The organism is Streptomyces sp. NBC_00385, assembly GCF_035917155.1.
In the GTDB taxonomy this organism is placed as follows: Bacteria; Actinomycetota; Actinomycetes; order Streptomycetales; family Streptomycetaceae; genus Streptomyces; species Streptomyces poriferorum.
In genome coordinates this window covers 1,956,708-1,974,672 of record NZ_CP107951.1, presented here as the reverse complement: position 1 = coordinate 1,974,672, position 17,965 = coordinate 1,956,708, and the positions used below count along the sequence as shown (strand labels likewise).

17 protein-coding genes are annotated in these 17,965 nt (G+C 71.1%); 12 read left to right on the top strand and 5 right to left on the bottom strand.

Features of this window, described 5'->3' with window-relative positions; translation table 11 throughout:
* Positions 1 to 6 precede the first annotated feature (6 nt).
* The 3 genes from dprA (at position 7) to OG959_RS08500 (ending at position 3,104) form a co-directional block, all read left to right on the top strand.
* Positions 7 to 1,191 carry a DNA-processing protein DprA gene (gene dprA / locus OG959_RS08510; RefSeq protein WP_326666281.1) on the top strand — a complete coding sequence of 395 codons (1,185 nt, stop codon included), beginning with the start codon at positions 7 to 9 and terminating at the stop codon, positions 1,189 to 1,191.
* Positions 1,192 to 1,481: 290 nt separating this feature from the next.
* A complete protein-coding gene (whiG, locus tag OG959_RS08505) occupies positions 1,482 to 2,318 on the top strand; it encodes an RNA polymerase sigma factor WhiG (protein ID WP_148021166.1) in 837 nt (278 codons plus the stop codon).
* A 210-nt stretch (positions 2,319 to 2,528) separates the two neighbouring features.
* A complete protein-coding gene (locus OG959_RS08500) occupies positions 2,529 to 3,104 on the top strand; it encodes a TetR/AcrR family transcriptional regulator (protein ID WP_326666280.1) in 576 nt (191 codons plus the stop codon).
* A 50-nt stretch (positions 3,105 to 3,154) separates the two neighbouring features.
* Here OG959_RS08500 and OG959_RS08495 read toward each other — a convergent pair whose 3' ends face one another.
* Positions 3,155 to 3,874 carry a peptidoglycan DD-metalloendopeptidase family protein gene (locus OG959_RS08495; RefSeq protein ID WP_326657610.1) on the bottom strand — a complete coding sequence of 240 codons (720 nt, stop codon included), beginning with the start codon at positions 3,872 to 3,874 and terminating at the stop codon, positions 3,155 to 3,157.
* Between the two features lie 335 nt (positions 3,875 to 4,209).
* Here OG959_RS08495 and rpsB point away from each other — a divergent pair, with 335 nt between their 5' ends.
* The 5 genes from rpsB (at position 4,210) to OG959_RS08470 (ending at position 8,831) form a co-directional block, all read left to right on the top strand.
* Complete coding sequence (gene rpsB / locus OG959_RS08490; RefSeq protein ID WP_326657609.1) at positions 4,210 to 5,148, top strand: 30S ribosomal protein S2; 939 nt, start codon at positions 4,210 to 4,212, stop codon at positions 5,146 to 5,148.
* Positions 5,149 to 5,247: 99 nt separating this feature from the next.
* A complete protein-coding gene (gene tsf / locus OG959_RS08485; RefSeq protein WP_148021168.1) occupies positions 5,248 to 6,084 on the top strand; it encodes a translation elongation factor Ts in 837 nt (278 codons plus the stop codon).
* A 158-nt stretch (positions 6,085 to 6,242) separates the two neighbouring features.
* Positions 6,243 to 7,019: a UMP kinase gene (gene pyrH, locus OG959_RS08480; RefSeq protein WP_148021169.1), complete on the top strand. Its 777-nt coding sequence runs from the start codon at positions 6,243 to 6,245 to the stop codon at positions 7,017 to 7,019.
* Between the two features lie 169 nt (positions 7,020 to 7,188).
* A complete protein-coding gene (gene frr, locus OG959_RS08475) occupies positions 7,189 to 7,746 on the top strand; it encodes a ribosome recycling factor (protein ID WP_024488459.1) in 558 nt (185 codons plus the stop codon).
* Positions 7,746 to 8,831, top strand: a complete 1,086-nt coding sequence (locus tag OG959_RS08470) for a phosphatidate cytidylyltransferase (RefSeq protein ID WP_326657608.1) — start codon at positions 7,746 to 7,748, stop codon at positions 8,829 to 8,831. Before frr ends, OG959_RS08470 begins: the two co-directional genes overlap by 1 nt.
* A gap of 63 nt (positions 8,832 to 8,894) precedes the next feature.
* Here the strand turns inward: OG959_RS08470 and OG959_RS08465 are convergent, their stop codons facing one another.
* On the bottom strand, positions 8,895 to 9,422 hold the full coding sequence (locus tag OG959_RS08465; RefSeq protein WP_326657606.1) for a hypothetical protein: 528 nt from the start codon (positions 9,420 to 9,422) through the stop codon (positions 8,895 to 8,897).
* 139 nt (positions 9,423 to 9,561) lie between these two features.
* Between OG959_RS08465 and rlmN the strand changes: the two genes are divergently transcribed.
* From rlmN to OG959_RS08445, 4 genes are all read left to right on the top strand, one after another.
* On the top strand, positions 9,562 to 10,668 hold the full coding sequence (rlmN, locus tag OG959_RS08460; protein WP_326657604.1) for a 23S rRNA (adenine(2503)-C(2))-methyltransferase RlmN: 1,107 nt from the start codon (positions 9,562 to 9,564) through the stop codon (positions 10,666 to 10,668).
* A 238-nt stretch (positions 10,669 to 10,906) separates the two neighbouring features.
* Complete coding sequence (locus OG959_RS08455) at positions 10,907 to 12,010, top strand: thiamine ABC transporter substrate-binding protein (protein ID WP_326657603.1); 1,104 nt, start codon at positions 10,907 to 10,909, stop codon at positions 12,008 to 12,010.
* 86 nt (positions 12,011 to 12,096) lie between these two features.
* The gene (locus OG959_RS08450) at positions 12,097 to 13,710 is read left to right on the top strand and encodes an ABC transporter permease (protein WP_326666278.1); all 1,614 of its coding nucleotides are present in this window, start codon (positions 12,097 to 12,099) and stop codon (positions 13,708 to 13,710) included.
* A gap of 2 nt (positions 13,711 to 13,712) precedes the next feature.
* The gene (locus tag OG959_RS08445; protein ID WP_326657602.1) at positions 13,713 to 14,741 is read left to right on the top strand and encodes an ABC transporter ATP-binding protein; all 1,029 of its coding nucleotides are present in this window, start codon (positions 13,713 to 13,715) and stop codon (positions 14,739 to 14,741) included.
* A 32-nt stretch (positions 14,742 to 14,773) separates the two neighbouring features.
* On the opposite strand, the gene OG959_RS08440 is transcribed toward OG959_RS08445, so the two are convergent.
* From OG959_RS08440 to OG959_RS08430, 3 genes are read right to left on the bottom strand one after another with little or no spacing between them, the layout of a single operon-like run.
* A complete protein-coding gene (locus OG959_RS08440; RefSeq protein ID WP_326657601.1) occupies positions 14,774 to 15,895 on the bottom strand; it encodes an LOG family protein in 1,122 nt (373 codons plus the stop codon).
* 49 nt (positions 15,896 to 15,944) lie between these two features.
* Positions 15,945 to 17,129: a hypothetical protein gene (locus OG959_RS08435; protein WP_326657599.1), complete on the bottom strand. Its 1,185-nt coding sequence runs from the start codon at positions 17,127 to 17,129 to the stop codon at positions 15,945 to 15,947.
* Entirely contained in the window at positions 17,111 to 17,848 is a 738-nt protein-coding gene (locus OG959_RS08430) for an ABC transporter ATP-binding protein (protein WP_326657598.1), read from the bottom strand. The genes OG959_RS08435 and OG959_RS08430 overlap by 19 nt, the downstream gene beginning before the upstream one ends.
* Between the last annotated feature and the right edge of the window lie 117 nt (positions 17,849 to 17,965).

Here is a 17,965-nt window from a genome sequence, read left to right as displayed (position 1 = left end):
CGGCGGATGCCCGGCTGCACGCGTGCCCGCGACGGGGTGAGCGACGGGGAGCGGCTGGCCCGGGCGGCGCTGACCCGGGTGCTGGAGCCGGGGGACGTGCGCGGTGGGCGCTGGCTGCGGGAATGCGGTGGCACGGAGCTGATGCGGCGGATCACCACCCCGGACGGTTCGGCCGAACAGCTGAGCGGGATGACGGCGAGCCGGCTGGCCGGTTACCGGCTGCGGGCCCGGGCCGTCGAGCCCGAGCGGGACCTGGCGGCGGCGGCCTCGGCCGGCGGGCGCTTCGTCTGCCCCGGAGACCGGGAGTGGCCGAGCCAGCTGGACGACCTGGGCGACGCCCGGCCGACGGGACTCTGGGTGCGGGGGAGGCCCGACCTGCGGCTCTGGGCGCTGCGCTCGGTCGCCGTGGTCGGGGCGCGGGCCTGCACCCCGTACGGGGCCCACATGGCGACGACTCTCGGCGCGGGCCTGGCGGAACGGGGATGGGTGGTCGTCTCGGGCGCGGCCTTCGGGGTCGACGGGGCGGCTCACCGGGGCGCCCTGGCAGCCGGCGGCGCGACGATGGCGGTTCTGGCCTGCGGGGTGGACGTCGCCTACCCCCGCGGCCATGCCGAACTGATCGGACGCATCGTCGAACAAGGGCTCGTCCTCGGTGAACTGCCACCCGCCGATCACCCCACCCGCAGCAGATTCATCCTTCGGAACCGGGTGATCGCCGCGTTGACGCGGGGCACGGTCGTCGTCGAGGCCGAGTACCGCAGCGGCTCACTGGTCACGGCCCGGTGCGCACAACGGCTCGGCCGTCACACCATGGGAGTACCGGGCCCCGCCACCAGCGGCCTGTCGGCAGGTGTCCATGAACTCCTGCGAGGCGAGGGCGTGCTGGTGACGGACGCCGCGGAAGTCGCGGAGATGGTGGGTGACATCGGGGACCTGGCTCCGCAGAGGCACGGCCCGATGCTGCCCCGCGACTACCTGGATCCCGTCTGCGGCAGGGTGCTTGACGCGCTGCCGGCCCACGGCTCCGTCAACGGACGGGAGGTGGCGCGTGCGGCGGCGACGAGCGAGGACGAGGCACTCGGCAAGCTGTACGAACTGCACTCACTGGGGTTCGTCGAACGCGAAGGCGACGGATGGAGGTTGACGAAGCGGCCGACATGCAATGGCGACGCGCGGCGAGGCGGTTCTTGACCTGGGGCATTCGGGTGAAAAGGTGATGCCGATGACCTCGGTGGATCCTTCGGTGGCGCCCCCGGGGCCGGCGCGTGACGCGGTGGCCCCGGACGCCCGTCATGTCCTCGCCCAGGTGCGCGGTCGTGTCCGCCGCCACGTCCTGCTCCATGTCCGTTCGCCGGGAAGCCCACAGCACCGATCCCTTATCCTGCGCGGACCGCGACACTTCAGTCACGCTACGCTCACAAGGATTCCGGCCCAGACGCAAGTCCCCCAGCACTTCACGGCAGAACGGCTCAAGGCACCACATGCCCCAGCACACCTCCGGGTCTGACCGCGCGGCAGTACCACCGGCTGCGCGTGGCACTGTGCGCCCGCCCGCCCCCTCCTCGCTCGACGAGTTGTGGCGTTCGTACAAGACCACGGGCGACGGGCGGTTGCGGGAACAGCTGATCCTGCACTACTCACCCCTGGTGAAGTACGTCGCCGGGCGGGTGAGCGTGGGCCTGCCGTCCAACGTCGAGCAGGCGGACTTCGTCTCCTCGGGCGTCTTCGGGCTGATCGACGCGATCGAGAAGTTCGACATCGAGCGCGCGATCAAGTTCGAGACGTACGCGATCACCCGCATCCGGGGCGCGATGATCGACGAACTGCGGGCGCTGGACTGGATCCCGCGCTCCGTACGCCAGAAGGCGCGGGCGGTGGAGCGCGCCTACGCCACCCTGGAGGCACAGCTCAGACGCACGCCCTCGGAGGCGGAGGTCGCCGCCGAGATGGGCATCCAGCTTGAGGAACTGCACGCGGTTTTCAGCCAGTTGTCGCTCGCCAACGTCGTAGCGCTGGAGGAGCTCCTCCATGTGGGCGGTGAGGGCGGTGACCGGCTGAGCCTGATGGACACGCTGGAGGACACCGCTGCCGACAATCCGGTGGAAGTGGCCGAGGACCGTGAGCTCAGAAGGCTTCTCGCCCGCGCGATCAACACCCTCCCGGACCGTGAGAAGACGGTCGTGACGCTCTACTACTACGAAGGCCTCACCCTCGCCGAGATCGGCAACGTCCTCGGGGTCACCGAGAGCCGGGTCAGCCAGATCCACACCAAGTCGGTGCTGCAACTGCGCGCGAAGCTGGCCGACGCCGGCCGCTGAGACGGCCCGGACAGGCCCCGGACGCAGTTCCGGGCGGGCCCCGGGAGATGCGAACGGGTGCCGGGCAGACCCCCGGCGGGCCGCGGCAGGCGTGAACGGGCCCCGGACGGACCCGGCAGGGGCGCTTCGGCCAACGATCGGGGCCGCCCGCCCCCTCTCCGACACCCGCCGCCGTAGAGTGGTCGTGTGCCCAGGATTCGAGCGGCCTCCGTGGCCGAGCACCGGACCATGCAGCGCGGCGCCCTCCTGGACGCAGCGCGCTCCCTGCTGTCCGAGGGAGGCACGGAGGCCTTGACCTTCCCCGCCCTCGCCGAACGCACGGGCCTCGCACGGTCCTCCGTCTACGAGTACTTCCGTTCCCGCGCCGCCGTCGTCGAGGAGCTCTGCGCCGTCGACTTCCCCGTGTGGGCGGCGGAGGTCGAGAGCGCGATGGAGCGGGCGGGGACGCCCGAGGAGAAGATCGAGGCGTATGTCCGGCGCCAGCTCGACCTCGTCGGGGACCGACGCCACCGGGCGGTCGTCGCGATCTCCGCGAGCGAGCTGGACGCGGGTGCGCGCGAGAAGATCCGGGCGGCGCACGGCGGCCTGATCACCATGATCGTGGAGGCGCTCGGCGATCTCGGACACGAGCAGCCCCGGCTTGCGGCCATGCTGCTCCAGGGCTCCGTGGACGCGGCGGTCCGGCGCATCGAACTGAGTGTGGCGGAGGAACCCGCCGTGATCGCGGACACCGCCGTCGCGATGGTCCTGAACGGCGTCCGCGGCATCCGCGACGACCAGGACTGACCGCCCACGCCACCAGGACCGGCCAGGGTGCTTTCTGCCCTCGCCAAGGCCTACGGGGCACCGGGTGCGGGTACGCCCCACACCGGCAGCAGCCGCGAGGGCCCGCGCCGCAGCAGGGACGGCGGCAGCAGCGACAGCGGGTCCAGATAGGCCTCCGCGCGCCGCAGGCCCCAGTGCAGACAGCCGGAAGGGCAATGCGACGCCCCGGCCGACATGACCGCCACCACCTGTCCCGCCGCGACCTCGTCGCCCTTCGCGACCAGCGGGCGTACCGGCTCGTAGGTGGTCCGCAGCGGCGGATCGCCCGTCCCGGCGAGTTCGATCACGACCACTCCGCGCCCCGCCACGCCACCCGCGAAGGACACCCGGCCCGCCGCGGCCGCGAGCACCTGCGCGCCGGGGCCGGCGCCGAGGTCCACCCCGCGGTGCCCGCGCCCGTACTCGGTGGCCGGCGGCTCCCACCCGCGTACGACCGGGGGTCTCCCCTCCAGCGGCCAGCTCCGCCCACCGGCCGGATCCACCGGGACGGCTGCCCGGCCGTCCGCCGCACCGGGAGACACCACCTCATCCGCGGCCCCCGCCGCGCTCGGCGGTGGCCGCTGTGCAGCCCGGGCGTACAGCCCGCCGCACCCCATCGCGAGCAGTCCCACGAGCAGCAGCCCCGAGACGGCCGCCACCGCCCGGCCGGCCCGCCATCCGGAAATGGCGGCCCGCTGTCCCGGTCTGCCTGCTCGCCGCCCGCCCCCGCCGTCCGGCGCACCGGGGCGCACGGCAGGACGGTGACCGGGCCGGATCCGCTGACAACGACGTTCCGATGCAAATCGCATGCCGCCCACCGTCCCCCGCCCCGGGGGATCCGCGGGGATCATGGAGCGGATCTGTGGACTACCGGCCGGTTGTGGACAGCGCCGTCACCCGGCACCCGGCGGGTCCCGTACACTTCTTCTGGCGATCCGGGTCACCGGGTCGACTTCGCACGCCCCGCCACCTCCTTCTCTGCGGAGGTGGCCGCGCTCCTCGGTCCTTCGTGGCACGGCGCGTCGGGGCGTCAGGCGCGACAGCAAACCTGCGGTCGCGATAACCGAGCACCTCAAGGAGTACGGCCATGGCCGTCGTCACGATGCGGGAGCTGCTGGAAAGCGGCGTCCACTTCGGTCACCAGACCCGTCGTTGGAACCCGAAGATGAAGCGCTTCATCTTCACGGAGCGCAACGGCATCTACATCATCGACCTGCTCCAGTCGCTGTCGTACATCGACCGCGCCTACGAGTTCGTCAAGGAGACCGTCGCCCACGGCGGCTCCATCATGTTCGTGGGTACGAAGAAGCAGGCCCAGGAGGCCATCGCCGAGCAGGCGACGCGCGTCGGCATGCCGTACGTCAACCAGCGTTGGCTCGGTGGCATGCTCACCAACTTCTCCACCGTCTACAAGCGCCTTCAGCGTCTGAAGGAGCTCGAGCTCATCGACTTCGAGGACGTGGCCGCCTCCGGCCTCACCAAGAAGGAGCTCCTGGTTCTCTCCCGCGAGAAGGCCAAGCTGGAGAAGACCCTCGGTGGTATCCGCGAGATGCAGAAGGTGCCGAGCGCCGTCTGGATCGTCGACACCAAGAAGGAGCACATCGCCGTCGGTGAGGCGCGCAAGCTCCACATCCCGGTCGTCGCGATCCTCGACACCAACTGCGACCCCGACGAGGTCGACTACAAGATTCCGGGCAACGACGACGCGATCCGCTCCGTCACCCTGCTCACCCGCGTGATCGCCGACGCCGTCGCCGAGGGCCTCATCGCCCGCTCCGGCGCTGCGACCGGCGACTCGAAGCCGGGCGAGAAGGCCGCCGGCGAGCCGCTCGCCGAGTGGGAGCGCGACCTGCTCGAGGGCGACAAGAAGGCTGACGCCGAGGTCCAGACCTCCGCCGAGACCGAGAAGGTCGCGGACGCGGAGGCCGCTGAGGCCCCCGCCGCCGAGGCTGCTGCCGAGGCCCCCGCGGCTGAGGCCCCCGTCGCCGAGGCTCCGGCCGCGGACGCGGACGCCGAGCAGGCCTGACACCCGTCACGGCTGAAGACGGCGGGGGCCGGTGCCACAGGCACCGCCCCCGCCGTTCACCCGTAGATCTTTCAGACTTCGAGAGAGAAATACAGACTCATGGCGAACTACACCGCCGCTGACGTCAAGAAGCTCCGTGAGCTCACCGGCGCCGGCATGATGGACTGCAAGAAGGCGCTCGACGAGGCCGACGGCAACGTCGACGGAGCCGTCGAAGCCCTCCGTATCAAGGGCCAGAAGGGCGTCGCCAAGCGCGAAGGCCGTTCTGCCGAGAACGGCGCGGTCGTCTCCGTCGTCTCCGAGGACAAGACGTCCGGCGTTCTGCTCGAGCTGAAGTGCGAGACCGACTTCGTCGCCAAGGGTGACAAGTTCCAGGCCGTCGCCAACACGCTCGCCGCTCACGTCGCCGCGACCTCCCCGGCCGACATCGAGGCGCTCCTCGCCTCCGAGATCGAGCCCGGCAAGACCGTCCAGGCGTACGTGGACGAGGCCAACGCCAACCTCGGCGAGAAGATCGTCCTGGACCGCTTCGCGCAGTTCCAGGGTGCCTTCGTCTCGGTGTACATGCACCGCACCATGCCCGACCTGCCGCCGCAGATCGGTGTTCTGGTCGAGCTGGACAAGGCCGACGCCGACCTGGCGAAGGGCATTGCCCAGCACATCGCCGCCTTCGCGCCGAAGTACCTGTCCCGCGAGGACGTTCCGGCCGAGGTCGTCGAGGCCGAGCGCCGCGTCGCCGAGGAGACCACGCGCGCCGAGGGCAAGCCCGAGGCCGCGCTCCCGAAGATCGTCGAGGGTCGCGTCAACGGCTTCTTCAAGGAGGCCACCCTCCTCGGCCAGCCGTACGCGCTGGACAACAAGAAGTCCGTCCAGAAGGTCCTGGACGAGGCCGGTGTCACCCTGAAGCGCTTCTCGCGCATCAAGGTCGGCATCTGAGTCCGTCCGCGAAAAACGGTGGACCCCGATAGGGTCTGGTGCAGTCGACGGCCGCACACCGCCGTACGACCGCAGATCTGACGAGGAGGCCATTGCCGCTGAGGGACACCAGACCCACCGGCAATGGCCTTCTTCGTATGTGCACGAGGAGAATCTCCATGAACAAGGGCGCGGACGCCGCAACAGGTGACCACAAGCGCGACGACGGCAAGGTGCGCGGACGCTTCATGCTGAAGCTGTCCGGAGAGGCGTTCGCCGGCGGCGGGGGTCTCGGTGTCGACCCCGACGTCGTGCACGCCATCGCCCGCGAGATCGCGGCCGTCGTCCGCGACGGTGCGGAAATCGCGATCGTCATCGGCGGCGGCAACTTCTTCCGCGGTGCCGAGCTCCAGCAGCGCGGCATGGACCGGGCCCGGTCCGACTACATGGGCATGCTCGGCACCGTCATGAACTGCCTCGCTCTGCAGGACTTCCTGGAGAAGGAGGGCATCGACTCCCGCGTCCAGACGGCCATCACCATGGGCCAGGTCGCGGAGCCTTACATTCCGCTGCGCGCCGTACGGCACCTGGAGAAGGGCCGCGTCGTCATCTTCGGCGCCGGCATGGGCATGCCGTACTTCTCGACCGACACCACCGCGGCACAGCGCGCCCTGGAGATCGACGCCGAGGCACTGCTGATGGGGAAGAACGGCGTGGACGGGGTCTACGACTCCGACCCGAAGACCAACCCCGGAGCGGTGAAGTTCGACGCGCTGGAGTACAGCGAGGTGCTCGCCCGCGATCTCAAGGTCGCCGACGCCACCGCCATCACGCTCTGCCGCGACAACCAGCTGCCGATCCTCGTCTTCGAGCTGACCACCGCGGGCAATATCGCCCGCGCGGTCAAGAGTGAGAAGATCGGCACGCTCGTGAGTGACCAGGGCACCCGGGCCTGACAACCGGGGGGACCGTACCGGGGCAACCCGGTGGGTCCCGGGGGCGCAGGGGGTGCCCCCGAAGGATGGACAACGGCCTGCCGGTCGGACACCGTGCAGGTGAGGACGCGACGCAGGACCCGCCGGGCCCGAGCACGCCGGGCCCACTCAAGACACGCAGGAGCACGTGGTGATCGAAGAAACCCTCCTCGAGGCCGAGGAGAAGATGGAGAAGGCCGTCGTGGTCGCGAAAGAGGACTTCGCCGCGATCCGTACCGGCCGTGCGCACCCGGCGATGTTCAACAAGATCGTCGCCGACTACTACGGTGCGCTGACCCCGATCAACCAGCTCGCCTCGTTCTCGGTGCCCGAGCCCCGTATGGCCGTCGTGACGCCGTTCGACAAGACCGCGCTGCGCAACATCGAGCAGGCCATCCGCGACTCGGACCTCGGCGTCAACCCGAGCAACGACGGCAATATCATCCGGGTGAACTTCCCCGACCTCACCGAAGAGCGCCGTCGCGACTACATCAAGGTCGCGAAGACGAAGGCCGAGGACTCCAAGATCTCGATCCGGGCCGTCCGCCGCAAGGCGAAGGAGACCCTGGACAAGCTGGTCAAGGACAAGGAGTCCGGCGAGGACGAGGTCCGCCGCGCCGAGAAGGAGCTCGACGACACCACCGCGAAGTACGTCGCGCAGGTGGACGAGCTGCTGAAGCACAAGGAAGCCGAGCTGCTCGAAGTCTGATGAACGACTCCTCCTGGGGCGTCCCGCAGGGCGTCGGTCATCGGGCTGCGCCCGAGATGCGGGCCGCTCCGGCGGGTCCTGCATACGATGTGCATGACGCCCAGCAGACTCGGCCCATGCCCATCGTGCCGGACGTTCCCGACGCAGGTAGAGACGCTGACGACCGTGATGACCGGGACCAGGGGGCCGGACGCCTGAACGGCGGCCCCCTGTTCCGCGACGAGAAGCCGCAGGAGCCCATGTCCACCGCGCCACCACCCCCGCAGAAGAAACGTGCGGGCCGTGATCTGGGAGCCGCCATAGGGGTCGGCGTGGGGCTCGGTGCCGTCGTCGTCGCCTCGCTCTTCATCGTCCAGGCCGTCTTCGTCGGCGTGATCGTCGTCGCGGTCGTCGTGGGCCTGTGGGAGCTCACCTCCCGGCTGGAGGAGCGCAAGGGCATCAAGGCGCCCCTCGTGCCGCTCGCGATCGGTGGCGCGGCCATGGTGGTGGCCGGTTACGCGCGGGGTCCGGAGGGTGCCTGGATCGCCATGGCCCTGACCGCCCTGGCGGTACTCGTCTGGCGGATGACCGAGCCGCCGGAGGGCTACCTCAGGGACGTCACGGCCGGCGTCTTCGCCGCGTTCTACGTGCCGTTCCTGGCCACCTTCGTCGCCATGCTCCTGACCGCCGACGACGGGCCGCAGCGGGTCCTGACCTTCCTGCTGCTGACCGTGGTCAGCGACACGGGGGCGTACGCCGTCGGCTGGCGTTTCGGTAAGCACAAGCTCGCACCGCGCATCAGCCCCGGGAAGACCCGCGAGGGCCTCTTCGGAGCCGTGGCGTTCGCGATGGTGGCCGGTGCGCTGTGCATGCAGTTCCTGATCGACGACGGCACGTGGTGGCAGGGCCTGCTGCTCGGCCTCGCGGTCGCCGCCAGCGCCACCCTCGGTGACCTGGGCGAGTCCATGATCAAGCGTGACCTCGGGATCAAGGACATGGGCACGCTCCTCCCCGGGCACGGAGGGATCATGGACCGGTTGGACTCCCTGCTGCCGACGGCCCCGGTCGTCTGGCTGCTGATGGTGATTTTCGTCGGCTCCGGCTGAGCGCCCGCAGGCATGACACGAGTGAGGGCCCGCCGTCCACGGCGGGCCCTCACTGCTGTGACATCAGCCACGCTCCCGCAGCGCCGAGCGCATGTGGTGATGGAGCTCCAGCGCCCGGCGGCGCATCCACAGGATCCAGAGGCAGAACGCGACCACGCCGACGGCGAAGACCAGCGGAAAGACCACCGACCCGTTGACGGCCCCCAGGACGAGCAGCCCTGCCGCGACCAGAGCCATGAAGCCCAGCCAGTACGGCAGCCACCTGCCTCCCCGCTCGATCTTCCTCAGCTGATCGTCGACCAGGCGCAGCATGAGGGCCCGCTCCTCGGGATCCCGTGGCACCTCGCGGTGCCGAATCCTGCGGTTGAGGCCGGCGATCGCATGCGGGCCGGCGCCGGTCGCCCGGCTGGTCCTGCGGCGCTGGACAGCCAGGAACCCGACGACCACGAGGGTGTAGAACAGGCCCTGGACCATCCACACGCCGGGGTCTTCATCCCGGCGGAACAGGGCGCCCAGCCCCAGACCCAGTACAAGGACGACCAGTCCCTGCGCGATCAGGCTGTCACTGAACCAGTGCTTCACGGTCTGCACGGCACATACCTCCTGTGGTGTCGGCGGAGCGGCCCTGTCATGTCCCGGATACCCCGCACGGCCCGGTTCACCGGGGCCACAGCCGGGGTGCGGGCGACGAACGAAGGCACCTCCGCGCGTCTGCGACACTGGAAGAACCATGCCTAAGCCCGGAGAACTCACTTTCGTCGCGCCCCGCGGAGCCAAGAAGCCCCCGCGGCACCTCGCCGACCTCACGCCCGCCGAGCGCAAGGAAGCAGTCGCCGCGATCGGCGAGAAGCCGTTCCGCGCCCAGCAGCTCTCGCAGCACTACTTCACGCGGTACGCGCACGAACCGGCGGAGTGGACCAACATTCCTGCCGGATCGAGGGACAAGCTCGCCGAGGCGATGTTCCCCGACCTGATGTCCGTGGTCCGCCACATCAGCTGCGACGACGACACCACGCGCAAGACGCTCTGGAAGCTGCACGACGGGACGCTGGTCGAGTCCGTCCTGATGCGCTACCCCGAGCGCGTCACGATGTGCATCTCCTCGCAGGCCGGGTGCGGCATGAACTGCCCGTTCTGCGCCACCGGGCAGGCCGGTCTCGACCGCAACCTGTCGACCGCGGAGATCGTCCACCAGATCGTCGACGGCATGCGGGCCCTGCGCGACGGTGACGTTCCGGGCGGTCCTGCCCGGCTGTCGAACATCGTCTTCATGGGCATGGGCGAGCCGCTCGCCAACTACAACCGTGTGGTCGGCGCGATCCGCCGGCTGACCGACCCCGAGCCCGACGGCCTGGGGCTCTCGCAGCGTGGGATCACGGTCTCCACCGTCGGCCTCGTGCCCGCGATGCTCCGGTTCGCCGACGAGGGCTTCAAGTGCCGTCTCGCCGTCTCGCTGCACGCCCCGGACGACGAACTGCGTGACACCCTCGTGCCGGTGAACACCCGCTGGAAGGTCCGCGAGGTGCTGGACGCCGCGTGGGAGTACGCGGAGAAGTCCGGCCGTCGCATCTCCATCGAGTACGCGCTGATCCGCGACATCAACGACCAGGCATGGCGGGGCGACCGGCTCGGCCGGCTGCTCAAGGGCAAGCGGGTCCACGTCAACCTGATCCCGCTGAACCCGACGCCCGGCTCGAAGTGGACCGCCTCGCGGCCCGAGGACGAGAAGGCGTTCGTCGAGGCGATCGCCGCCCACGGGGTGCCGGTCACCGTCCGGGACACCCGGGGCCAGGAGATCGACGGGGCCTGCGGGCAGCTGGCGGCATCCGAGCGATGAGGCCGAAACCGGCCGTGTAGCCTGGGCTCGAAATCAACTTCATATTCCGACAGGGGAGCGCCACAGCGCTGAGAGTGCGGCACCAAGGACAGGTTGGCCGCAGACCCTCTGAACCTCGCCCGGGTCATTCCGGGTAGGAAGTTCGGACCTTACTCAAGCTGTTGCGCCCTGCCCGCTTCCGGTTTCCACCGGCGCGGGCAGGGCCGCGTCTCTTCCTGGTCACTCCAGGAGGAATCACATGAGCACCACCAAGAAGATCGCGGTGACGGCCGTCGCCGCCGCGCTCGGCGCCACGGCGCTGGCCGGCTGCGGAAGCTCCGACGACTCTGCGTCCGGCTCCGGACCCACCGGGAGCTCCGGCTCCAAGACCGTCACCCTCGTCAGCCACGACTCCTTCAACGCGTCCAAGGACGTCCTGAAGGAGTTCACCGCGGAGACCGGCTACACCGTCAAGGTACTGAAGAGCGGTGACGCCGGCGCCGCCCTCAACCAGGAGATCCTGACCAAGGGTTCGCCGCGCGGCGACGTGTTCTTCGGCGTCGACAACACCCTGCTCTCACGCGCCCTCGACAACGGCCTGTTCACGCCGTACGAGGCCAAGGGACTCGACCAGGTCGCGGCCGATGTCCAGCTGGACGCCGGGAAGCACCGGGTCACCCCGGTCGACACGGGCGACATCTGCATCAACTACGACAAGAAGTACTTCGCCGACAAGAAGCTCGCGCCGCCGAAGACCTTCGACGACCTGGCGAAGCCCGCGTACAAGGACCTCCTCGTCACCGAGAACGCGGCGACCTCCTCGCCCGGCCTCGGCTTCCTCCTCGGCACCGTCGCCACCTACGGCGAGGACGGCTACCAGGACTACTGGAAGAAGCTGAAGGACAACGGCGTCAAGGTCGTCGACGGCTGGGAGCAGGCGTACAACGAGGAGTTCTCCGGCTCGGCCGGCGGCAAGAAGGCCAAGGCGGACCGGCCGCTCGTCGTCAGTTACGCCTCCAGCCCGCCCGTCGAGGTGCTGTACGCGGACCCGCAGCCGAAGACCGCCCCGACCGGCGTCGCCACCGGGACGTGCTTCCGCCAGATCGAGTTCGCCGGCCTGCTCGACGGGGCGAAGAACGAGGCGGGCGGCAAGGCCCTGCTGGACTTCCTGATCGGCAAGAAGTTCCAGGAGGACATGCCGCTCAACATGTTCGTCAGCCCGGTCACCGAGGGCGCGAACGTGCCGGACCTCTTCACTGAGTTCGGTGCCACGGTCGACAAGCCGACGACCGTCGCCCCGGACGAGATCGCCAAGAACCGTGAGCAGTGGGTCCAGTCATGGTCCTCGCTCGTAGTGAAGTAACGAAGACTCCCGTACGCGGACCGGGCGCGCGCGGGAAGTCCGCGCGCGCCCGGTCGCTGCGCGGGGGCGCGGTGCGGCTCGGCCTGATGGCCGTGCCCGTCGCGTTCTTCGCGCTGTTCTTCGCCTACCCCGTCGTCGCGATCGTCGGGCGCGGGCTCAAGGCCGACGGCGTGTGGCAGTTCGGGCGGTTCGGCGAGGTGCTGAGCCGGCCGGACATCCAGCACGTCCTCTGGTTCACGCTCTGGCAGGCCCTCGCCTCGACCGCGCTGACCCTGTTGATCGCGCTGCCCGGCGCGTACGTGTTCGCCCGGTTCGACTTCCCCGGCAAGCAGTTGCTGCGGGCGGTCGTCACCGTGCCGTTCGTCCTGCCGACCGTCGTGGTCGGGACCGCGTTCCTCGCGCTGCTCGGCCGTGGCGGCTTCCTCGACGAGCTGTGGGGCGTACGGCTCGACACCACGGTGTGGGCGATCCTGCTCGCTCATGTCTTCTTCAACTACGCGGTCGTCGTGCGCACCGTGGGCGGACTCTGGTCGCAGCTCGACCCCCGGCAGGAGGAGGCCGCGCGGGTCCTGGGTGCCGGACGGTTCGCCGCCTGGCGCCGCGTCACCCTTCCCGCGCTCGGACCCGCCGTGGCCGCAGCCGCCCTCATGGTCTTCCTCTTCACCTTCACCTCCTTCGGCGTTGTCCAGATCCTCGGCGGCCCCGGCTTCTCCACGCTGGAGGTGGAGATCTACCGGCAGACCGCGCAACTGCTCGACCTGCCCACCGCCGCCGTACTGACCCTGGTGCAGTTCGTCGCGGTCGGCGCCGTCCTCGCCGTGCACGCGTGGACCGTACGGCGCCGGGAGACCGCGCTGAAGCTCGTCGACCCGGCACAGACGGCCCGCAGGCCGCGCGGCACGGGACAGTGGGCCCTGCTCGGTGGCGTGCTGCTGACCGTGCTGGTGCTGATCCTGCTGCCGCTCGCCGTCCTGGTGGAGCGGTCACTCGATGTGTCCGGCGGCCACGGCTTCGCCTTCTACCGTGCGCTCGGATCGGCGGAGGCGAACAGCGGTACGTTCCTGGTCGCCCCCATCGAGGCGATCGGGAACTCGCTGCGCTACGCCCTGGTCGCCACCCTGATCGCCCTGGTCGTCGGAGGGCTGGCCGCGGCGGCCCTGACCAGGAAGGCCGGCCGGCTCGTCCGGGGATTCGACGCGCTGCTGATGCTGCCGCTCGGCGTCTCCGCCGTCACCGTCGGCTTCGGCTTCCTGATCACCCTCGACGAGCCGCCGCTGGACCTGCGCACCTCCTGGATCCTGGTGCCGCTCGCCCAGGCCCTGGTCGGGGTGCCCTTCGTCGTACGCACCATGCTGCCGGTGCTGCGAGCGGTGGACGAACGGCTGCGCGAGGCGGCCGCGGTGCTCGGTGCCTCGCCGTGGCGGGCCTGGCGCGAGGTGGACCTGCCCCTGGTGCGCCGGGCGCTGCTGGTCGCGGCGGGCTTCGCGTTCGCCGTGTCGCTCGGTGAGTTCGGCGCCACGGTCTTCATCGCACGGCCCGACAACCCGACGCTCCCGGTGGCTGTCTCCCGGCTGCTGGGCCGGTCCGGGGAGCTCAACTACGGCCAGGCGATGGCCCTCAGCACCATCCTGATGCTCGTGTGCGCGGTCTCGCTGCTGCTGCTCGAACGTATCCGCACCGACCGATCCGGGGAGTTCTAGAGATGCTGACACTCGAATCGGCGACCGTGCGCTTCGGTGACCGCGCGGCGCTCGATGCCGTGGACCTGGAGGTCGCCGAGCACGAGATCGTCTGCGTTCTCGGGCCGAGCGGCAGCGGGAAGTCCACGCTGCTGCGGATCGTCGCCGGACTCCAGCAGGCCGACGCCGGACGGGTGCTGCTCGACGGCGCGGACCAGGACGGCGTTCCGGTGCACCGGCGCGGCCTCGGCCTGATGTTCCAGGACCACCAGTTGTTCCCCCACCGCGACGTCGGCGCCAACGTCGCCTTCGGGCTGCGGATGCACGGTGTGAAGCGCGCCGAGCAGGACCGCAGGGTCGCCGAACTCCTCGACCTGGTGGGCCTGCCCGGCGCCGAACGGCGCGCCGTCGCCGCGCTCTCGGGCGGCGAACAGCAGCGCGTCGCCCTCGCCCGGGCCCTCGCCCCCCGCCCCAAACTCCTGATGCTGGACGAGCCCCTGGGCCAGCTGGACCGCAGTCTGCGCGAACGCCTCGTCGTCGAACTGCGCACGCTCTTCGGCCGCCTGGGTACGACGGTGCTCGCCGTCACCCACGACCAGGGCGAGGCCTTCGCGCTCGCCGACCGCGTCGTCGTGATGCGCGACGGACGCATCGCCCAGGTGGGCACCCCCCTGGAGGTCTGGCGGCGGCCCGCCTCCGCCTTCGTCGCCCGGTTCCTCGGATTCGACAACGTGGTGGACGCGATGGTCACCGGCGAGGCCGCGATCACGGACTGGGGCAAGGTGCCGGTGCCGGCGGACTCGCCCCAGGGGGCGTGCGACCTGCTGGTGCGGCCCGCCGGGGTCCTGATCGGCGGCCCGCAGGACGGTCTGCGCTGCACCGTGGGCGCGCGCACCTTCCGCGGTAACCATGTCGCGGTGAAACTGCATCCGGAGCGCGGCCCCGTCCTGGACGCGGAGTGCGCGCTGAACAGCACTCCGGACGAGGGCGCGCAGGTCGGGGTCACCTTCGCCGCGGCGGAGAGCGTCGTGCTGCCCGCTGCGCGGGTCTAAGGGCTGTCCCGCCAGGAATTGCGGGACAGCCCTTAGGCCGCCGACAGTCGCGCAAGCGCCCCCGGCGCTTCCTCCACCGTGTCCACGAGCGCGATACGCGACTCCATCGGCCGGCCCGCCGCGAGGGACCGGAGCAGCGGCCACGCGGGGAGTTCCCTCGTCCAGTGGTCGCGGCCGACCAGCACCATCGGGGAGGGGTCGCCGCGGGATCCGTAGTAGTTCGGGGTGGTGCTGTCGAAGATCTCCTGGACGGTGCCGGCCGCACCCGGGAGGAAGATCACCCCAGCGGTCGAGCGGGCCAGCAGGCCGTCCTCGCGCAGGGCGTTGGCGAAGTACTTGGCGATGTGGCCGGCGAACGGGTTCGGCGGCTCGTGGCCGTAGAACCAGGTGGGGATCGACACGGATCCGCCGCCGGCCGGCCACCGCTCCCGTACGGCGAACGCCGCCAGCGCCCAGTCGGTGACCGACGGGGTGAACGAGGGCACCGCGCCCAGCAGTTCGCAGGCCTTGTCCAGCATCGCGTCGGGGTGCGGGGCCGCGTAGGCGCCGAGGTTCGCCGCCTCCATCGCGCCAGGGCCGCCACCGGTGGCCACCGTCAGGCCGCTGCGGGCCAGGGTCCGGCCGAGGCGTGCCGCGGCCGCGTAGGGGGCGCTGCCGCGGGGTGTCGCGTGGCCGCCCATCACGCCGACGACCCGTTGCCCGACGAGGAGTTCGTCCAGCGCGTCGGAGACCGCGTCGTCGTGGAGCGCGCGCAGCATCGAGGCGAAGGCGTCGCCGTCCGAGCGGGTGCGGCGGAACCAGCGGTAGGCGCGGGCGTCGGGCGTCGCGTCGTAGCCGCCCCCGGCCAGCCCCTCGTAGAGCGCGTCGGGGGAGTAGAGCTGACCGCGGTACGGGTCGAAGGGGAGACCCGGAACCGGAGGGAAGACGAACGCGCCGTCGGCCCGTACCTTCTCGGCGGGCCCGGGCTCCATCGGGCAGCCGAGGAAGACGGCGCCGGAGGTGTCGGTGGCCAGCAGTGCCGCGCTGCGCGCGGTCAGGTCGACGGACTGGACGCGGTGCCCGGTCAGCGGGCCGGCCGCGACCGCCGCGTCGAACTCGGCGAGCGTCTCGATCTCGACGCCGGGTGCGGGGATGCTCTCTCGCGGGTTCTGCACACCGTCATGCTACGGACCGGCCGGGGAGCACGCCCCGGCCGGAACCCGTTCAGGCGGTCAGCGGCAGTGCGGCCAGCTCGGCGATGGCCCAGGTCAGCGGGGCGAACACGAGAAGCAGGGCGGCCGCGCGCAGCGCCGTCGCCGCGCGCAGCGCCGAGGCCGGGGCGCCGAGCCGCAGCAGTGCCCGAGCCGTCTCGGCACGGGCCTGCTTCGCCTCCAGCGCGGAGGTCAGCAGCGTCGCGGTGGTGCAGCCGATGACGAGTACGGCCCCGAGTGCGGTGAGCGGGCCGAAGGGGCGTGGCCCCGTCCCGTACAGCGCGAACGCGGCGATGACCGCGGAGAGGACCGCACAGACGACTCCCAGAGGCCGGCCGATCCGGTGCGCCTCGTTCATCAGTACGCGGCCCGCCAGCAGGCGTACGGCTCCGGGACGCACCGCCTGGAGCAGTCGCCCGCACAGGTAGGTGAGCCCCGGGCCCGCCGTGGCGAGACCGATGGCTGTCAGGGTCCATCCCACCAGGACCCAGGCGGGTGTGGAGTCGAGCTTGCCGGGGAGCGGGAAGGGGCTGCCGGTCGAACCGCGGTTCGCGTACGCCTCGACGGCGAGTCCGGCGGCGGTGAGGGCGACGCCCCAGGGCAGCCCTGTGGGCGGCGCCGCCGGGGCCGGGATCTGCTCCTCGGGCAGCAGGTCGTCGGCGTCCTCCGACGTGCCCGCGGCCCGCAGCGGGGCGGTGCGCAGCGCCATCGCGCTCGCCGTCGCGGCGGCCGCGGGCACCAGGGTCAGCAGGACGAGGGCGGCGGCCAGGGGCAGCGGTGCCTCGGCGCCGAGCAGGCCGGCCGCGGCGCCGTCGAACGGCAGCCCGGACAGGTCGCCGCGCAGGTGGAGGAAGAAGAGCAGCGCCACCATCGAGCCGAGGGTGCACGAGACGGCGGTGGAGACCGCGGCGAGCACGCTGAGCCGCACCGGTCCGAGGCCGACGGCGGACAGTCCGGCGCGCGGGCGGGTGCTCGGGTCGGTACGCGCCACCGCGACCGCGAACTGCACCGTGGCGGCCAGCGGTACGAAGCACCACAGCAGCCGCAGTACGGAGCCGGCGGAGTGGGCCGGATGCCCGGAGGCGTAGCCGAGGGTGCACAGCAGGAGGAAGCCGACCCCTGCGGAGGCGGCCGCGACGAGCAGGCGCCGCATCAGGACCAGTGGGTGGGAACCGCGGGCTAGACGGAGAGCGAGCACGCCGCGCGGCCCTCCGTATCGGTCACGGCGGGCAGGGCGACCGTGGCGACCCGGCGTCCGTCCAGCAGCGGCACCACACGGTCGGCGAGCGCGGCGATCTCCGCGTCGTGCGTGGCGAGCACCACCGTGATGCCGTGCGAGCGGGCCGCGCTGGTGAGGGTGCGCAGGACGTGAGCACGGTCGGTGCGGTGCAGCGTGGCGGTCGGCTCGTCGGCGAAGATCACCGAGGGCGCGGCGGCCAGTGCGCGGGCCACCGAGATCCGCTGCCGCTGGCTCTGCTGGAGGGCGTGCGGACGCTTCCGCGCGCACATGCCGATGTCGAGGCGTTCCAGCCACTCCATGGCGGCCTTCTTGGCCTCCCGACGCCCCGTGCCGCGCAGCATCAGCGGCAGGGCGGTGTTCTCCCAGGTGTTCAGTTCCGGGACGAGCTGGGGTTCGGGGGCGATCCAGCCGAACTTGTCGCGGCGCAGCCGCTCCCGCAGCCGCGGGCCCATGGTGTGCACCGGGACGCTGTTGAACCACACCTCGCCCTGCTGGGGCACCAGCTGGCCGGAGAGGCAGTGCAGCAGGGTCGTCTTGCCACTGCCGCGCGGACCGGTCACCGCGAGGATCTCGCCGTCGCGGATTCCCAGGGAGACCCCGCCGAGGGCGGGTGAGCCGTTGTGGGAGTGCTGCAGGGAACGCGCCCAGATCACGTCGTTGTCCGGCGGGGCCACCATGGCGTACACCTCGGTTCAGATCAGATATCCCGTTCCCCCGTACGGGGGAACGAAGGCGGGGCCGATCGGTCACTCGGCACCGTAGGGATTCGGACCGCGGTGTGCGCACAGCACGCG